This window comes from Oceanobacillus sojae (genome assembly GCF_900162665.1).
Lineage (GTDB): Bacteria > Bacillota > Bacilli > Bacillales > Amphibacillaceae > Oceanobacillus > Oceanobacillus sojae_A.
The window spans coordinates 22587-37763 of sequence record NZ_LT727811.1 but is presented as its reverse complement, the minus strand read 5'-3'; the positions used below and the strand labels follow the sequence as shown (position 1 = coordinate 37763).

General features: G+C 40.4%; 14 protein-coding genes. All 14 read left to right on the top strand.

Annotation, left to right across the window (positions count from 1 at the left end):
* The first annotated feature begins 931 nt into the window (after nucleotides 1-931).
* The 14 genes from upp (at nucleotide 932) to murA (ending at nucleotide 14572) form a co-directional block, all read left to right on the top strand.
* A complete protein-coding gene (gene upp, locus BN1068_RS07565) occupies nucleotides 932-1561 on the top strand; it encodes a uracil phosphoribosyltransferase (RefSeq protein ID WP_077602247.1) in 630 nt (209 codons plus the stop codon).
* 190 nt (nucleotides 1562-1751) lie between these two features.
* Nucleotides 1752-3950, top strand: a complete 2199-nt coding sequence (locus BN1068_RS07560) for a S8 family serine peptidase (RefSeq protein WP_077602246.1) — start codon at nucleotides 1752-1754, stop codon at nucleotides 3948-3950.
* A 473-nt stretch (nucleotides 3951-4423) separates the two neighbouring features.
* Entirely contained in the window at nucleotides 4424-4813 is a 390-nt protein-coding gene (locus tag BN1068_RS07555) for an ATP synthase subunit I (protein WP_077602245.1), read from the top strand.
* Nucleotides 4814-4867: 54 nt separating this feature from the next.
* Nucleotides 4868-5590 (top strand): F0F1 ATP synthase subunit A, encoded by a 723-nt coding sequence (gene atpB / locus BN1068_RS07550; RefSeq protein WP_077602244.1) that lies wholly within the window; start codon nucleotides 4868-4870, stop codon nucleotides 5588-5590.
* 49 nt (nucleotides 5591-5639) lie between these two features.
* The gene (gene atpE / locus BN1068_RS07545; protein WP_077602243.1) at nucleotides 5640-5852 is read left to right on the top strand and encodes a F0F1 ATP synthase subunit C; all 213 of its coding nucleotides are present in this window, start codon (nucleotides 5640-5642) and stop codon (nucleotides 5850-5852) included.
* Between the two features lie 179 nt (nucleotides 5853-6031).
* Nucleotides 6032-6559, top strand: coding sequence for a F0F1 ATP synthase subunit B (locus BN1068_RS07540; RefSeq protein WP_077602242.1), 528 nt, complete (start codon nucleotides 6032-6034; stop codon nucleotides 6557-6559).
* Nucleotides 6556-7101 carry a F0F1 ATP synthase subunit delta gene (locus BN1068_RS07535; protein ID WP_077602241.1) on the top strand — a complete coding sequence of 182 codons (546 nt, stop codon included), beginning with the start codon at nucleotides 6556-6558 and terminating at the stop codon, nucleotides 7099-7101. The genes BN1068_RS07540 and BN1068_RS07535 overlap by 4 nt, the downstream gene beginning before the upstream one ends.
* Before the next feature lie 18 nt (nucleotides 7102-7119).
* Nucleotides 7120-8631, top strand: a complete 1512-nt coding sequence (gene atpA, locus BN1068_RS07530) for a F0F1 ATP synthase subunit alpha (RefSeq protein WP_077602240.1) — start codon at nucleotides 7120-7122, stop codon at nucleotides 8629-8631.
* A gap of 226 nt (nucleotides 8632-8857) precedes the next feature.
* A complete protein-coding gene (gene atpG / locus BN1068_RS07525; RefSeq protein WP_077602877.1) occupies nucleotides 8858-9718 on the top strand; it encodes an ATP synthase F1 subunit gamma in 861 nt (286 codons plus the stop codon).
* 37 nt (nucleotides 9719-9755) lie between these two features.
* On the top strand, nucleotides 9756-11153 hold the full coding sequence (gene atpD, locus BN1068_RS07520; protein ID WP_077602239.1) for a F0F1 ATP synthase subunit beta: 1398 nt from the start codon (nucleotides 9756-9758) through the stop codon (nucleotides 11151-11153).
* A gap of 60 nt (nucleotides 11154-11213) precedes the next feature.
* The gene (locus BN1068_RS07515; RefSeq protein ID WP_077602238.1) at nucleotides 11214-11612 is read left to right on the top strand and encodes a F0F1 ATP synthase subunit epsilon; all 399 of its coding nucleotides are present in this window, start codon (nucleotides 11214-11216) and stop codon (nucleotides 11610-11612) included.
* Between the two features lie 492 nt (nucleotides 11613-12104).
* Entirely contained in the window at nucleotides 12105-12353 is a 249-nt protein-coding gene (locus tag BN1068_RS07510; RefSeq protein ID WP_077602237.1) for a DUF1146 family protein, read from the top strand.
* Nucleotides 12354-12406: 53 nt separating this feature from the next.
* Nucleotides 12407-13204 carry a YwmB family TATA-box binding protein gene (locus BN1068_RS07505; RefSeq protein WP_077602236.1) on the top strand — a complete coding sequence of 266 codons (798 nt, stop codon included), beginning with the start codon at nucleotides 12407-12409 and terminating at the stop codon, nucleotides 13202-13204.
* A gap of 36 nt (nucleotides 13205-13240) precedes the next feature.
* On the top strand, nucleotides 13241-14572 hold the full coding sequence (murA, locus tag BN1068_RS07500; protein ID WP_077602235.1) for a UDP-N-acetylglucosamine 1-carboxyvinyltransferase: 1332 nt from the start codon (nucleotides 13241-13243) through the stop codon (nucleotides 14570-14572).
* Nucleotides 14573-15177 lie beyond the last annotated feature (605 nt).

Genomic DNA, 15177 nt, shown 5'->3' with positions numbered 1-15177 from the left:
GTAAAGTGTAAGGCCACCGCTACGGCGGACCGTTTTGCTTTCCTAGGGGCACGCTCTTCAGCTAACTTTTGCCAAGAAGATCACTTGGCAAAAGTGGATCTTCAGATGGTGCTAATCCCTCAGGAGTCAAAACGGTCCGCCTCCGCTGGCAGGATATTCTATACTGAAATAACTGAATAAATAAAAGGTAGATCCGACAGTACAAACTTTCGTGTTGCATGATAAAAAATGCTCAGCAATCCTTATTTTTGATGCATGAAAGCTATTCTCGATATGAATTATTCATACTGTCATGATTTGAACTGTTAAAAACCATTTGAAACACCAGCATGATTGTTTATTTAGGCTAAAACGATGATTTCATCTAACTTCATCAGGATATTATTTCTTCCATGCGCTGTAGAATCCTATTAGAGCGCAGGCCAACCACGTAGACTCCTATGGGAACAGGGCGAGCTGAAGATCCACTTGAAAAGCGGGTTTCTTTTCAAGTTAGCTGAAGCCGTCCCCATGGAAAGCGGAGTGGTTGGCCGGAGCGGAAGCTATACACAATAACCTTCTCAAAAAATAAAAAGATGAGTTAACTAAAAGCAAGCATGTTAATAGAGACCATGTACATCCTGGAACAGCAAGGTTTATATGTTTATTCTTAGGTGCGAAAGTTGAGTGAAAGATAACAATCTTTAGTTAGACGTTACAACCAGCGTAGTGTATTTCCGGAGCGCCGGCCAGAAAAGCATTTTTAATTCAAAGCATATCTATTTATTTTGAAGTAATACCAACTTGATTTCTCCACAAATCAAAGCGATAATAAAAAGGAAATTAAAATTTTTAAAATAAACTATTAATAATACGATAAGAATATTAACTTGAAAGCCCACATGATTTTCAGTACAATTTGAACGATATATAATTTTAAGGAGTGATCGGCATGAGTAATGTATTTGTATTTGACCATCCGTTAATTCAACATAAATTAACGTATATTCGTGATAAAAATACAGGAACAAAAGAATTTCGCGAGCTTGTGGATGAAGTTGCAATGCTAATGGCATTTGAAATTACAAGAGACTTACCAACAACAGAGGTAGAAGTAGAAACACCTGTAACAACATCAAAATCAAAAGTATTATCTGGTAAAAAACTTGGATTAGTACCTATTCTTCGGGCTGGTTTAGGGATGGTAGATGGTGTGCGGAAATTAATCCCGGCAGCAAAAGTTGGACATGTTGGCTTATACCGTGATCCAGAAACATTGAAACCGGTAGAATACTATGTCAAATTACCGAATGATATTGAAGAGCGTGAGCTTATCGTAATTGATCCAATGCTCGCAACAGGCGGATCAGCAAATGATGCAATCGGTGCTTTGAAAAAACGCGGTGCCAAAAACATTCGTTTGATGTGCCTGATTGCCGCTCCAGAAGGCGTGAAAGCAGTGCAGGAAGAACATCCGGACGTGGATATTTACTTAGCAGCATTAGATGAACGGCTTGATGACCATGGTTATATTATCCCTGGTCTTGGAGATGCGGGAGACCGTTTATTTGGAACTAAATAACAGAATGAAAAACAGACTGGATAATAGTATTCAGTCTGTTTTTATATCCAGCAGAAAATCACAGCTTCCGTTCCTGTGGATAAACATCAGAAAATATCCTCTAAGCACGTTGTGTATAACTTTAAAGGTTTAAAAATTTGCATAAAATAACATCGATCCACGAAAACTACTCTACAGAGGTGGAGATGTTATGTGGAAAAAGATAATATGCTTTTTTGCTGTCTGCTTGATTTTAACGCAGATGCAGATTGATAATGATACGCATGCCGAAGAGCTCAAGCAAACACTCATTATTGAAGTGGAAGGCGACCCTGATAAAGTAAAAGAAGAAATAGAAGCTTATCATCCATTTGTGGAAGTGGTAGCGGTTTACGATATTGTTTTTAAGGGGCTGGCAGTGGAAGGGAAAGCAGAACAATTATCCGGGCTGGGTTCGATAGAACAGATAAAGGCATTTCATCAGAATCAAACCTATCAAGCTTTGCCTTTCCAGACTGATAATGCGGATGTAGTTGAAAAGATGGACCCTTCCAAGTCTAAAGCGCATGATTTGAATAAAACAGCTTACACCGGTAAGGGAGTGAAGGTGGGTATTATTGATACAGGGATTGATTATAATCATCCTGACTTAGAGAAGAATTATCAGGGCGGCTATGATCTCGTCGATTTTGATGATGAGCCGATGGAAACAACGCCGGAGGAAGGCCCAGCCACCTCACATGGAACGCATGTTGCAGGAATCATTGCCGGTGACGGGGATATGAAAGGTGTAGCTCCAGATGCAGAAATCTACGCATATCGTGCATTGGGACCTGGAGGGACAGGCTCTACCGTACAAGTACTAGCTGCTATGGAAAAGGCGATAGAAGATGAGGTTGATATTATAAACCTTTCATTAGGAAATGACGTAAATGTTCCTGATTACCCGACAAGTATTGCCGTTAATCGTGCCAGTGAGCTTGGGATTATTGTGGTGATTGCCAACGGAAACAGCGGGCCCGACGCATGGACAGTCGGATCACCGGCAACAGCAGACCGGTCTGTATCCGTAGGAGCATCCACAACACCACAGAAGAATCCTGTGCTTATTGATACATTTGAAAAGAAGGAAATTTCTTTAGTAGAAGCTGTAGGAGCTCCTGCATGGGAGTTGAACCGTTCTTATCAGATGATAGATATGGATAATATGAAACAGGGACAATCCATGCGCGGGAAAATTGCTTTAACCAGGCGTAAGGAAATTCCTTTCTTTGAATTGGCGCTGCAGGCTGAAAGTATGGGAGCGGAGGCTTTAATTATCTATAATTCGGAGTCCGGTCCTTTGCAGGCATCCGTTCAGAATAACCGGCAGCCTGTAAATATTCCGGTTGCTTCTATTCAAAAGGAAGAGGGAGAGTGGCTGCAGTCGCAAATAAATCAAAGTACTTATTTTATCGATGCTGCTCAAAAAGACAACGTACTAACAATTGCTCCCTTCAGCTCCAGAGGACCGGTTGCCGTCCAATGGGCGATTAAGCCGGATATTTCCGCCCCCGGAGCTGGTATTTGGAGTACTGTTCCAGGAGGATATCAGGCAATGGATGGAACGAGCATGGCTTCCCCTCATGTGGCAGGAGCCTTTGCTGTTTTGAAAGAGGCACACCCAGACTGGACAGACAAGCAGCTGATCGGTGCTCTTAAAACAACTGCACAGCCTTTTGAAGAAAACGGGGCCCCGTTAAATGCAACGACTCAGGGAATGGGAGTCCTGCAGCTGGATAATGCAATAAACACTCCCGCAATTATCTATGACCCGCAATTGGAATTTGGGAAGCTGAACAGCTACCAGGAAGAGTTTACCGAATCGGTAACAATAGAAAATAAATCGGAGAAAGAACAAACATATTATTTTGAAACACCGGAACGAAAAGACGGTTTAGTGTGGGGGCTTCCGCAGACCTTCACTATCCAGCCGGGAGAACAAAAGGAAATAACGCTGAAGCTGTCAATGAACCGGGACCGGCTCGAAGAAGGTGTTCATGAAGGATGGCTTACGCTCAGAGCGGACGAGAAAAACTATGCTCTGCCATACATTATTGTAAATCAGGAGGCAGATCAGCCTAAAACAGCTGGTTTTGAATTTTACCTGGAGCCCTTCGAAAACGAAAATTATAAGTATCAATATTACTTAACAGAACCGGTGAAGAGCCTGGAGATTAACCTGTACCAGCCGGAGACTTTCGTATTTGAACGGAAGCTGCTTGAAGAAGCAGAGCTTGAAGAAGGAATGCACGAGGGAGTCCTCAGCAAAGAAGAAGCCGGAGCGTCCGGATATTATCTTGCATTAATTACTGCTGAGCTTGAAAACGGAAAATTTGAACAGGTCGAAACGATGATTTTTATACAGTAAACTGAACAGGAATTCGACGCTTTTTTCTAGTCAAAAAGGCAAGTTCACAAAACTGTCAAATTGAACTGGAAGCATTTGTGAATCTCTCTGCCGGAAAAGGGATTCACAAGTGCTTATTTAATTAGCATAAAGCTTGATTTGAAGCAATTTATTACGGTTTGAGAAATACCTCGTATATTGCGTTATACACATTGACAACTGTTACAGGCGTATTGTAAACTTATTTAGTGTGGAGAAAAAGGGAGAGCAGGTAGAGCCCATATGAATTTTTTATGCTTTCTATAGGATGCTGACAGCATTTCTCTGCTTTCTATACATAGATGCAAATAGTATGTAACACCTCCGCATCTAAGACTACAAGTAGTATTGCCTAGCAAGAAATTCCCCAACTTGATTGAAAACGGATGCAAACTTATGTTCTGAGATAGTGATGTATCTAGTTGACGGGCAGCATTAGGAGTGAAGCAGCAATAATGTTTAATTTTGATAATATGATTATCCGTCAGCGAAAATGGATGCTTTACTGGTTAGCAATCTTAGTACTTTGCGCTGGATTTCTACCCTATACCCGGATCTTTCTCGGTTTAATTCTAGGTAGTAGTATTAGTCTTTATAACTTGTGGTTACTGCAATACAAGTCGGAAAAACTTGGGAAAACAATTGCGGCAGGCGAAAAAGCCAGAACTGGTTTAGGTACCTTTTCCAGGATGGCTGCTGCAGTCTTGGCAGTCGTCGTAGCTATTCGTTTTGAAGAGTATTTTCATCTGTATGCTGTAATTTTTGGGATTGTTTCTTCTTATCTAATGATGGCGGTAGATGTCATTGTTTATCAAATTGCCATGCGTAAAAGGAAAGAAGATTAGTCCTTCCAGTATTCCATTTTACTTACAAATAGTTTTAGTAAAGGGGTGATAATCTTGAATCATGAAAATCCAATAGTACATGATATCTTTGGGATACCAGGTGCTGATTTAAATCTATCAAATGTGTTTATGACTTTTATCGTGTCACTTATCGTTTTTGTTTTTTGTGTATGGGGAAGCAGAAAACTGCAAATGAAGCCTAAAGGATTGCAAAACTTTATGGAATGGGCAGTAGAGTTTGTGCGGGGCATTATAAAAGACAATATGGATTGGAGAACAGGAAGAGTTTTTCTTCCGCTTGGATTAACACTCATCTTTTATATTCTAGTGAGTAACCTTGTCGGAGTAGCTACTGTTGGAGTTGTTGGACACGATTTATGGTGGAAGTCTCCTACTGCAGATGCGGGTCTGACTTTGGCACTGTCAACAATGATTATTGTACTGACACATTACTACGGTATAAAAGTTCGAGGAACGAAAGCGTATTTAAAGACATTCGTAAGTCCAGTACCGTTTATGTTGCCATTTAAAATAGTGGAAGAATTCACAAATACATTAACGTTGGGTCTGCGTCTGTTTGGTAACCTTTATGCTGGTGAAGTTTTATTAGGTCTTTTAGTTGGGATGGCTACATCAAGCATATTCGGGTTCTTGGGAGCGGCTATACCGATGCTGGCATGGCAAGGATTCAGTGTGTTTATTGGTGCCATTCAATCGTATGTATTCGTTATGTTAACAATGGTTTATATGTCTCACAAAGTGAACGCAGACCATTAAATAAAAATTATAATTTATTGGTTTACACATAAAAAGGAGGAAATTATTCATGGGAGCTTTAGCAGCAGCAATAGCAATAGGTTTAGCAGCACTGGGTGCTGGTGTAGGTAACGGTTTAATCGTAAGTAAAACAGTTGAGGGTATTGCCCGTCAGCCGGAGCTTAGAGGTCCGCTTCAAGGAACAATGTTTATCGGGGTAGCACTTGTTGAGGCGATTCCAATTATCGCAGCGGTTATCGCATTTATGGCATTTTTCCAGTAAACCGCATTTTAGAAATATAATGGCGAAGTTCGTTTTATGGAATCTTCGCCATTCCTTTATGCAAGCACAGCAATTTTAGCAGTTTATGCGGGTTTACCGTGTGAAAATAGACCAGATGAGGAAGGAAATAATTTTTTCTCTGGTTTAAGGATAATGTCTTAGCGAAAGGAGTGGAGTTCGTGCATTCATACATTGATTTATTAACAGTTGGTGCAAGCGTGGGTGGATTAAGATGGCCAGATATGCTGGTTCAGCTATTATTCTTCCTGATACTTCTTGCATTATTGAAAAAATTCGCTTGGGGTCCATTGATGAATATGATGGAAAAGCGGGAGCAGTATGTGGCGAGTGAAATTGAAGAAGCCGAAAAAAGCAGAGCTGAAGCCGAAAAAGCTTCTAAAGAAGCGGCTGATCAATTAAATCAAGTTAGAGCAGAAGCTCAAAAAATGATTGAAGATGCAAAATCAGCAGGCACCAGTCAGCAGGAGCAGATTATTGCAGCTGCGAAGAAAGAAGCAGAACGCATTAAAGAAGCTGCTCAGGCAGATATTCAAAACGAGAAAGAAAGAGCGATTCAGGCATTACAAGATAAAGTGGCATCTCTATCTGTATTGATCGCAAGCAAGGTAATAGAGAAAGAATTAAGCGAGCAGGATCAAGAGAAGTTGATCAACGAATACATTAAAGAGGTAGGAGAAGAGCGATGAGTAATGTAGTAGTTGCAAAACGATATGCAGATGCTCTTTTCAGCCTTGCAGCAGAACAGCAAAAATTAGAACAGTTTGTCGCAGATTTTAAAATTGTACAGCCTGTTTTTCAGAATGATAAAAAATTAGCTAAATTCCTGACGCATCCAAAAATTGATAATGCAAAAAAGAAACAGCTTGTAATTGAAGCATTCCAAGGGATAGATCAAACCCTTTTGAATACACTTCAATTACTTGTGGATCGCCATCGGACAACGATCATTCCAACCATTATCGACGAGTTCATTTCTTTAGTAAATGATGCAAAAGGAGTGGCAGATGCTACAGTATATTCGACACGCAAATTATCGGATGAGGAAAAGAATCATTTAGAGCGTTCTTTTGCAGTCCGGTTAGGTAAAAGCGCAGTTCAACTGAACAATATCGTCGACCCTTCCGTTCTTGGAGGGATGAAAATCAGAGTTGGAAATACGATTTATGACGGTACGGTAAAAGGGAAACTAGATCGAATCTCCCGTAGTATTGTGTCTGCTAATAAATGATGATAGGGGTGAAATGGTATGAGCATTAATGCTGAAGAAATTAGTACGCTGATAAAAAAACAAATTGAAAATTTTGATTCAGACATAGAAGTTACTGATGTTGGAACAGTTATTGAAATTGGAGACGGTATTGCACGTGCTCACGGACTTGATAATGCAATGGCCGGAGAGTTGCTTGAGTTTTCCAATGGAGTTATGGGCTTAGCTCAGAACTTAGAAGAAAGTAATGTTGGTATCGTTATTCTTGGACCTTACGAAGACATTAAAGAAGGTGACGAAGTTCGTCGCACAGGCCGTATTATGCAAGTACCGGTTGGGGAGGAACTTTTAGGACGCGTAGTAAATCCGCTTGGTCAGCCGATTGACGGAAGAGGAGCGATTGAAACATCTAAAAGCCGCCCGATCGAAGCACAGGCACCGGGAGTAATGGATCGTAAATCTGTTGATGAACCATTACAGACAGGTATCAAAGCGATTGACGCACTTGTGCCAATTGGACGTGGACAGCGTGAGTTAATTATCGGTGATCGTCAAACAGGTAAAACAACGGTTGCTGTCGATACGATTTTGAACCAGGCTGATCAGGATATGATTTGTATCTATGTCGCAATTGGTCAAAAGGAATCTACTGTCCGTGCTACAGTAGAAACATTCCGTAAACATGGTGCATTAGATTACACAATCGTTGTAACTGCAGGTGCATCTGATCCGGCTCCATTACTATACTTATCACCATATGCGGGTGTAGCAATGGGTGAGGAGTTCATGTATAACGGGAGGCATGTTCTGGTTGTTTATGATGACTTATCAAAACAAGCGGTTGCTTACCGTGAACTTTCCCTGTTACTTCGCCGTCCGCCAGGCCGTGAAGCATTCCCAGGGGATGTATTCTATCTGCACTCACGTCTTTTAGAGCGCGCAGCTAAGCTGAGTGATGCAAGAGGCGGCGGTTCTTTAACTGCATTACCTTTTGTTGAAACACAGGCAGGAGATATTTCTGCGTATATCCCGACCAACGTTATCTCTATTACAGACGGTCAGATTTTCTTACAATCCGACTTATTCTTCTCAGGGGTACGTCCGGCGATTAACCCAGGTTTATCTGTATCTCGTGTAGGTGGATCTGCACAGATCAAAGCAATGAAAAAAGTTGCTGGTACACTTCGTCTTGACCTGGCATCATTCCGTGAGCTTGAGGCATTCTCACAATTTGGTTCAGATCTTGACAAAGCGACACAAGCAAAACTTAACCGTGGTCAACGTACAGTTGAAGTATTGAAGCAGGGTCTTCATAAACCAATGGGCGTTGAAAAACAGGTTGCAATTATTTATGCATTAACAAGAGGATTCTTAGATGATATTCCTGTTGAAGATATTCAGCGCTTTGAAGAAGAAATGAATATCTGGATTGAAAATAATCAAAACGATATTTTCACAACAATCCGTGAAACAGGTAATCTTCCAGATGAAAAAGAATTCAGCGGAGCAATTGAAAGCTTCAAGAATACATTCTTACCATCTAACCAATAAGATGCCTGTGAATAGAATGAGACTTCATGCAGCGGGGATGTTATCAATCTCCTGCTGCAGTTGAATAATTCCAGGTGTGAACTGACCTGATTTTCTGCCTTCTCAAATTGTTTTATCTATCTGAAAACAGGAGATGAACGGACAGTTACACCGTGATAAAAGTGAAAAGGGCCGGTAAGCCAAAGTACTCGGCCCGCATTCCTTATAGGAAAGTGTGGTGAAAAGCTTGGCATCACTTAGAGATTTAAAAGGAAGAATTGACTCTACGAAGAAAACGAAACAAATCACCGGGGCAATGGAACTGGTATCTGCATCCAAAATGTCCAAAGCAGAGCAAAACGCCCGCGGGTTTGTTCCTTATGCCGATAAGCTGCAGGAAGTAGTGAGCAGTATTGCAAATTCCAATACGGATACACAGCATCCAATGCTTAATAAACGTGAAGTGAAGAAAACAGGTTATCTGATTATTACTTCTGATCGTGGACTGGTTGGAGCCTATAATAGCCATATTTTAAAAAATCTTATTAATAACATTGAAAAAAAGCATTCCTCAAAGGATGAATATACCATCATTGTTATTGGAAGAAAGGGCTATGACTTCTGCCGTAAGCGTGGTCTTCCAGTTACTCAAAGTATATTAGGAATGTCAGATCACCCTACATTTGCAGATGTGAAAAACCTTGCTTCCGAAGCTGTACAAATGTATGCCGACCAGGAAATTGATGAACTTCATATTATTTATAATCATTATGTAAGTGCCATTTCTCAGGTGGTCACCAATAAACAGCTTTTACCTATTGAACATATAGAGAATCAGGGTGCAGCTTCATCTAATTATGAATTTGACCCGGGTCAGGAAGAAATTCTGGAAGTGCTTTTACCTCAATATGCAGAAAGCCTGATTTTTGGTGCACTGCTTGACGGGAAAGCAAGTGAGCATGCTGCCAGTATGACAGCAATGCGAAGTGCAACAGATAATGCAAATGAACTGATTGGTGATTTAGAACTTTCATATAACCGTGCACGTCAGGCAGCTATTACTCAAGAAATCACTGAGATTGTCGGTGGCGTAGCAGCGCTTGAATAGTTACACAGATAGGTAAGCTAAGTTAGGAGGGAAACAGATGACGAAAGGACGCATAACACAGCTGATGGGACCGGTCGTTGACGTACGTTTTGAAGACGGTCAGCTCCCAGCTATAAATAATGCATTAGTAGTACGCAGTAAACAGTCAGGTGAAGATTTAACGCTGGAAGTAGCCCTTCACCTTGGTGATCATAGTGTTCGTACCATTGCGATGTCCTCAACGGATGGTTTCCAGCGCGGAGCAGAAGTAGAAGATTTAGGTCGACCAATTTCTGTCCCTGTTGGAGATATTACTTTAGGACGAGTATTTAATATTTTAGGTGAAAAAATTGATTTAGATGAGCCGTTGCCAGAAGGTACCCGCTTAGATCCAATTCACCGTGAAGCACCAGAGTTTGAGAATTTGTCTACAGAAACAGAAATTCTGGAAACAGGTATCAAGGTTGTAGACTTGCTTGCCCCATATATCAAAGGTGGTAAGATTGGTCTGTTTGGTGGAGCCGGTGTAGGTAAAACCGTATTAATTCAGGAGTTAATCAACAACATTGCCCAGGAGCATGGCGGGATTTCCGTATTTGCGGGTGTTGGAGAACGTACTCGTGAAGGAAATGACCTTTATTATGAAATGAGTGACTCAGGAGTTATTGCAAAAACTGCGATGGTATTCGGTCAGATGAATGAGCCGCCTGGTGCACGTATGCGTGTGGCATTGACGGGTCTTACAATGGCAGAGTATTTCCGTGATGAACAGGGTCAGGACGTATTACTATTTATCGATAATATTTTCCGTTTTACCCAGGCAGGTATGGAGGTATCCGCGCTTCTTGGACGTATGCCATCAGCCGTAGGTTACCAGCCGACACTTGCTACAGAAATGGGACGATTACAGGAGCGTATCACTTCAACGGATAAAGGTTCTGTAACATCTATTCAGGCAATCTATGTGCCTGCCGATGACTATACCGATCCAGCACCTGCAACGACATTTGCTCACTTGGATGCTACGACAAACTTAGATCGTAAATTATCCGAGCAAGGTATTTATCCGGCTGTGGATCCATTAGCATCTACTTCCCGGGCACTTGATCCGGAAGTAGTCGGAGAAGAACATTACCGAGTAGCAACAGAAGTACAGCAGACACTTCAAAAATACCGTGAATTGCAGGATATTATCGCAATCCTGGGTATGGACGAGCTGAGTGATGAAGATAAATTGGTCGTTTCCCGTGCACGCCGTATTCAATTTTTCTTATCACAAAACTTCCACGTTGCAGAGCAGTTTACCGGGCAGCCTGGTTCTTATGTTCCAGTAAAAGAAACGGTTCAAGGCTTTAAAGAAATTCTTGAAGGAAAGTACGATGACCTTCCAGAGGATGCCTTCCGTCTTGTAGGACGTATTGAAGAAGTAATTGAAAAAGCAAAAGCTTCGGAATGATAAACAGTTGAGGATGATGCATTATTATGAATCATCCTCAACTGTTAGGAGGGGTAAACATTGAGTACATTAGCAGTAAGTGTCGTCACTCCTGAGGGTCCGATTCTGGAAGATAACTTTGATATGGTTGTCTGTAAAGCGGAAAGTGGTGAAATAGGTATCCTGCCAAAACATATTCCGCTTGTCTCTCCATTACAGATTAGTATCGCCCGCCTGAAAAAAGGCAGTGATACACAAGTGGTTGCAATCAGCGGAGGCTTTATGGAAGTACAGCCGGATAAAGTTACTATCCTGGCACAGTCAGCTGAAACAGCTGATCATATCGATATTCTGCGGGCAAAACAAGCCAAAGAACGTGCAGAGAAACGTCTTCAGGATAAAAGTGATACAATAGACAGATTTCGTGCAGAGCACGCCTTAAAACGGGCTATTAATCGTCTGGAAATCGCAAAATCATAAAATGAAACATTCAAATAAACTCCCTTCCGGAATAATGGACAGGGAGTTTATTTTATACACAGAATAAGGGGCTTCAAAATAACAAGTCATGCTGCATGTTTGCCAGTCTCCGTTTGAATAGTATTTGTTAATGAAATAATAAAACGAAATATGTTATAATTTCCCGGGAAATGATTAACTGAAAATATTATTCCGCAATATAAGACAAAATATAAAATGAAACATTATTCAGTACAGTGGTTTTCAGCGCACAAACGTATTAGGCGAGGCAAGTAATCTCCATGGTTTTCATTGGGACAAATAATCGTAAAAGCCCTTCAATGGGGCGAGTAATCGCAAATGTTTTTCGGTGGGGCGAGTAATCGCAGTCCCAGTCGCAGTCCCAGTCCCAGCTTTATTCCCAGTCTGTATTGGTGCAGTGGCCGCTATTACAGTATACTTAATCATTTAGAAAATGCATTTCAAGTCAACATTTAAAGAAAGGAGATTACTATGTTTTCAGCAGGGCAATTAGCTTTAATCAGTATCTTTTCACATATCATGTTTATTTATCTGACATGGAAAGTAGTCACAGCGATTCGGATTGAAACAATATTTAAAAAAGGAAGGACTGCCGAAGCAAGAGTTTTTCTTTTGTTTATAACGATTGTTATCGGAACAGGAGTAAGCAGATTTTTTCTGGATATATTACAATGGTCAGGCGATTTAATGTATCTTTTTTCTTTCATAAATATGTATTGATATAAACACTTCTGTCAAAACTAAGATTAATAGATTTGATAGGAGGTTTTTTTATGTTTCATAGAATTCTTTTTAGTTCTAATTTTCCCATTACGAAAGTAAGGCCCCTTCATGCCTTTCGAAATCCGGTTCAACTGAAAAAGCAGGCTTTTTGCTTACTGCTTGTTATTTGCTTTGTAGTCAATCAAGCCTTCAGTCTGCCTTATCATGCAGATGAAATGGAAGACTTGGCAGCTTTTGCAGAAGAGTACGATTTCGCTATTAATTTTTGGGAGGTTACAATGAAGGAACAGCTGGAAACAGAACGTGCGGAGCATCTTGTTCAAAGCTTGAAAGAAAAGTATACATCGTATGAGGATAAGGATGAAAACCGTTTGAAATATACTTTTGAAAGTCGTCACAAAAACGATCCGTTCTACGTAATATATAATGTGATTCTTCCTTTGGATAAGAATGAATCGGCAGAAGTAATTATTGTACTGCACGGGACTGAGTGGGACAATCAAATAAGTCAAAAGTATCAGGAAGAAAAAAAAGCTATACTAAAGAATTATTTAACAAAAGAGTCACAACTATATACTTGTCTATCTGTACAAGGTAGTGGTATAATGAATCACGATGTATTCGTAAATAAAGCAAAAATGTATCTTAATATAAAGCATATATCGACTAAATATGACAATATAGAAAATTCCAGGATTGAAAAAAGTACATACGGGTATACAAAAACATGGGAACAGTATTATTACATGGAAAATACCCCAAAAAATGTGCAAATTGCTGCTGTTACTGATCGTCAAGGGGAAATGAGTTTTATGATAGGAACACCTATCCTGATCAATGAATATTAATAATAGGGAAATTAGATTCTGAAGGGGATTTATGACATGGAAAAAATCATCGTTGGTGGCGGACGAAAGTTAGAAGGCACTGTACGTGTAGAAGGTGCTAAAAACGCAGTCCTGCCTGTACTTGCTGCTAGCTTAATTGCTAGTGAAGGAAGAAGTATTATTAAAGAAGTGCCAGTATTAGCAGATGTATACACAATTAATGAAGTACTTCGAAACTTAAATGCCAATGTAGAATTTGACTCAACAGAGAATACAGTAATGATTGACGCTTCTAACAAGCTGGAAACAGAAGCCCCATTTGAATATGTAAGAAAAATGCGTGCATCCGTGCTTGTATTGGGACCGTTATTAGCCCGCTATGGACACGCAAAGGTAGCTATGCCGGGAGGCTGTGCAATTGGATCACGTCCAATTGATTTACACTTAAAAGGCTTTGAAGCAATGGGCGCTGACATTCATGTCGGCAATGGTTTTGTAGAGGCAAAATCAAACGGCCGTCTTCAAGGTGCGAAAATTTATTTAGATATGCCAAGTGTAGGAGCTACAGAAAATATTATGATGGCAGCTGCATTAGCAGAGGGGAAAACCATTATTGAAAATGCAGCGAAAGAGCCTGAAATTGTTGACTTAGCTAACTACCTGAATAAAATGGGCGCAAGAATTGTTGGAGCTGGTACAGAAACAATTCGAATTATTGGCGTGGAAAAACTTCATGGTACAGAACATACAATGATTCCAGATCGTATTGAAGCAGGAACATTTATGGTTGCAGCAGCAATTACAAATGGAAACATATTAATAGAAAATGCTGTACGTGAACATTTGAGTTCTGTTGTTTCAAAATTAGAGGAAATGAACGTTCAGGTTTTAGATGAAGATGGCGGCTTACGGGTTATTGGCTCCGAGGCTATTCAATCGACAGACATCAAGACATTACCTCATCCCGGTTTCCCGACAGATATGCAATCACAAATGATGGCATTGATGTTATGTGCGAAAGGAACAAGTGTTATAACAGAAACGGTATTTGAGAATCGTTTCATGCACGTGGAGGAATTCCGCCGTATGAATGCGAATATTAAAATTGAAGGCCGAAGTGTGATTATCGAAGGGCTTTCTGAACTTCAAGGTGCAGAAGTAGCAGCTACAGATTTACGTGCTGCAGCAGCACTTATTCTTGCAGGTCTTGTAAGCGAAGGCTACACACGGGTTACAGAATTAAAACATTTAGATCGCGGATATGTCGATATTGTAGGTAAATTAGCGAATCTTGGCGCAGACATTAGACGCATTGATGAAAATGGTGTCGTAATTCAGCCATTAGGCGTAGAGGAAAATGTCGAATTAAATGAATTTATCACTGAATAATTAATTATTAATAAATCGAAAAAAAGATGTGCCTTATCCAGGTACATCTTTTTTTGATTTATTATAATCTATATAAAAGGTAGCAGTTCCAACGGGTTTTGATTGGGTAAGCAATCTTATTAGGCCCAGAACTACACTACGTTTTCTGTGGCTCCCAAACTATAGGTGCAGCCAAAGCTAAAGTGTCGCTTATATTCCTAAATAAAAAAGAAGAACACTTATTTCCGCGCTACTCTTTTCAATGGGACTAGGACTACAATCATTCGTTCCACCAAAAAAACGTCCGCTTGCATTAGTTTCATTTCTTGTAAGAAAGCAAAATGAAGCATATTTATTCATAGATGGGAGCGGAGGGAAGCCGACTCCTACGGGAAAAGCAACAGGTGAAGACCCCGCAGAAAGTGGTCTTCTTTCGAGGAGGCTGAGGCGTTGCCCGTGGAAAGCGGCTTCCCGGAGCGGACATCTTCTTGGCAAGAACACCAAAACTTTAAAGATCAAATGATTTGTTAGAATGCTCTAAATGGCAGCAGTATATATTTTTATACAGCATATATAGGCACAAAGAATTATTTTTTGAATTCGTATTAAATAGATACGATTAGTAA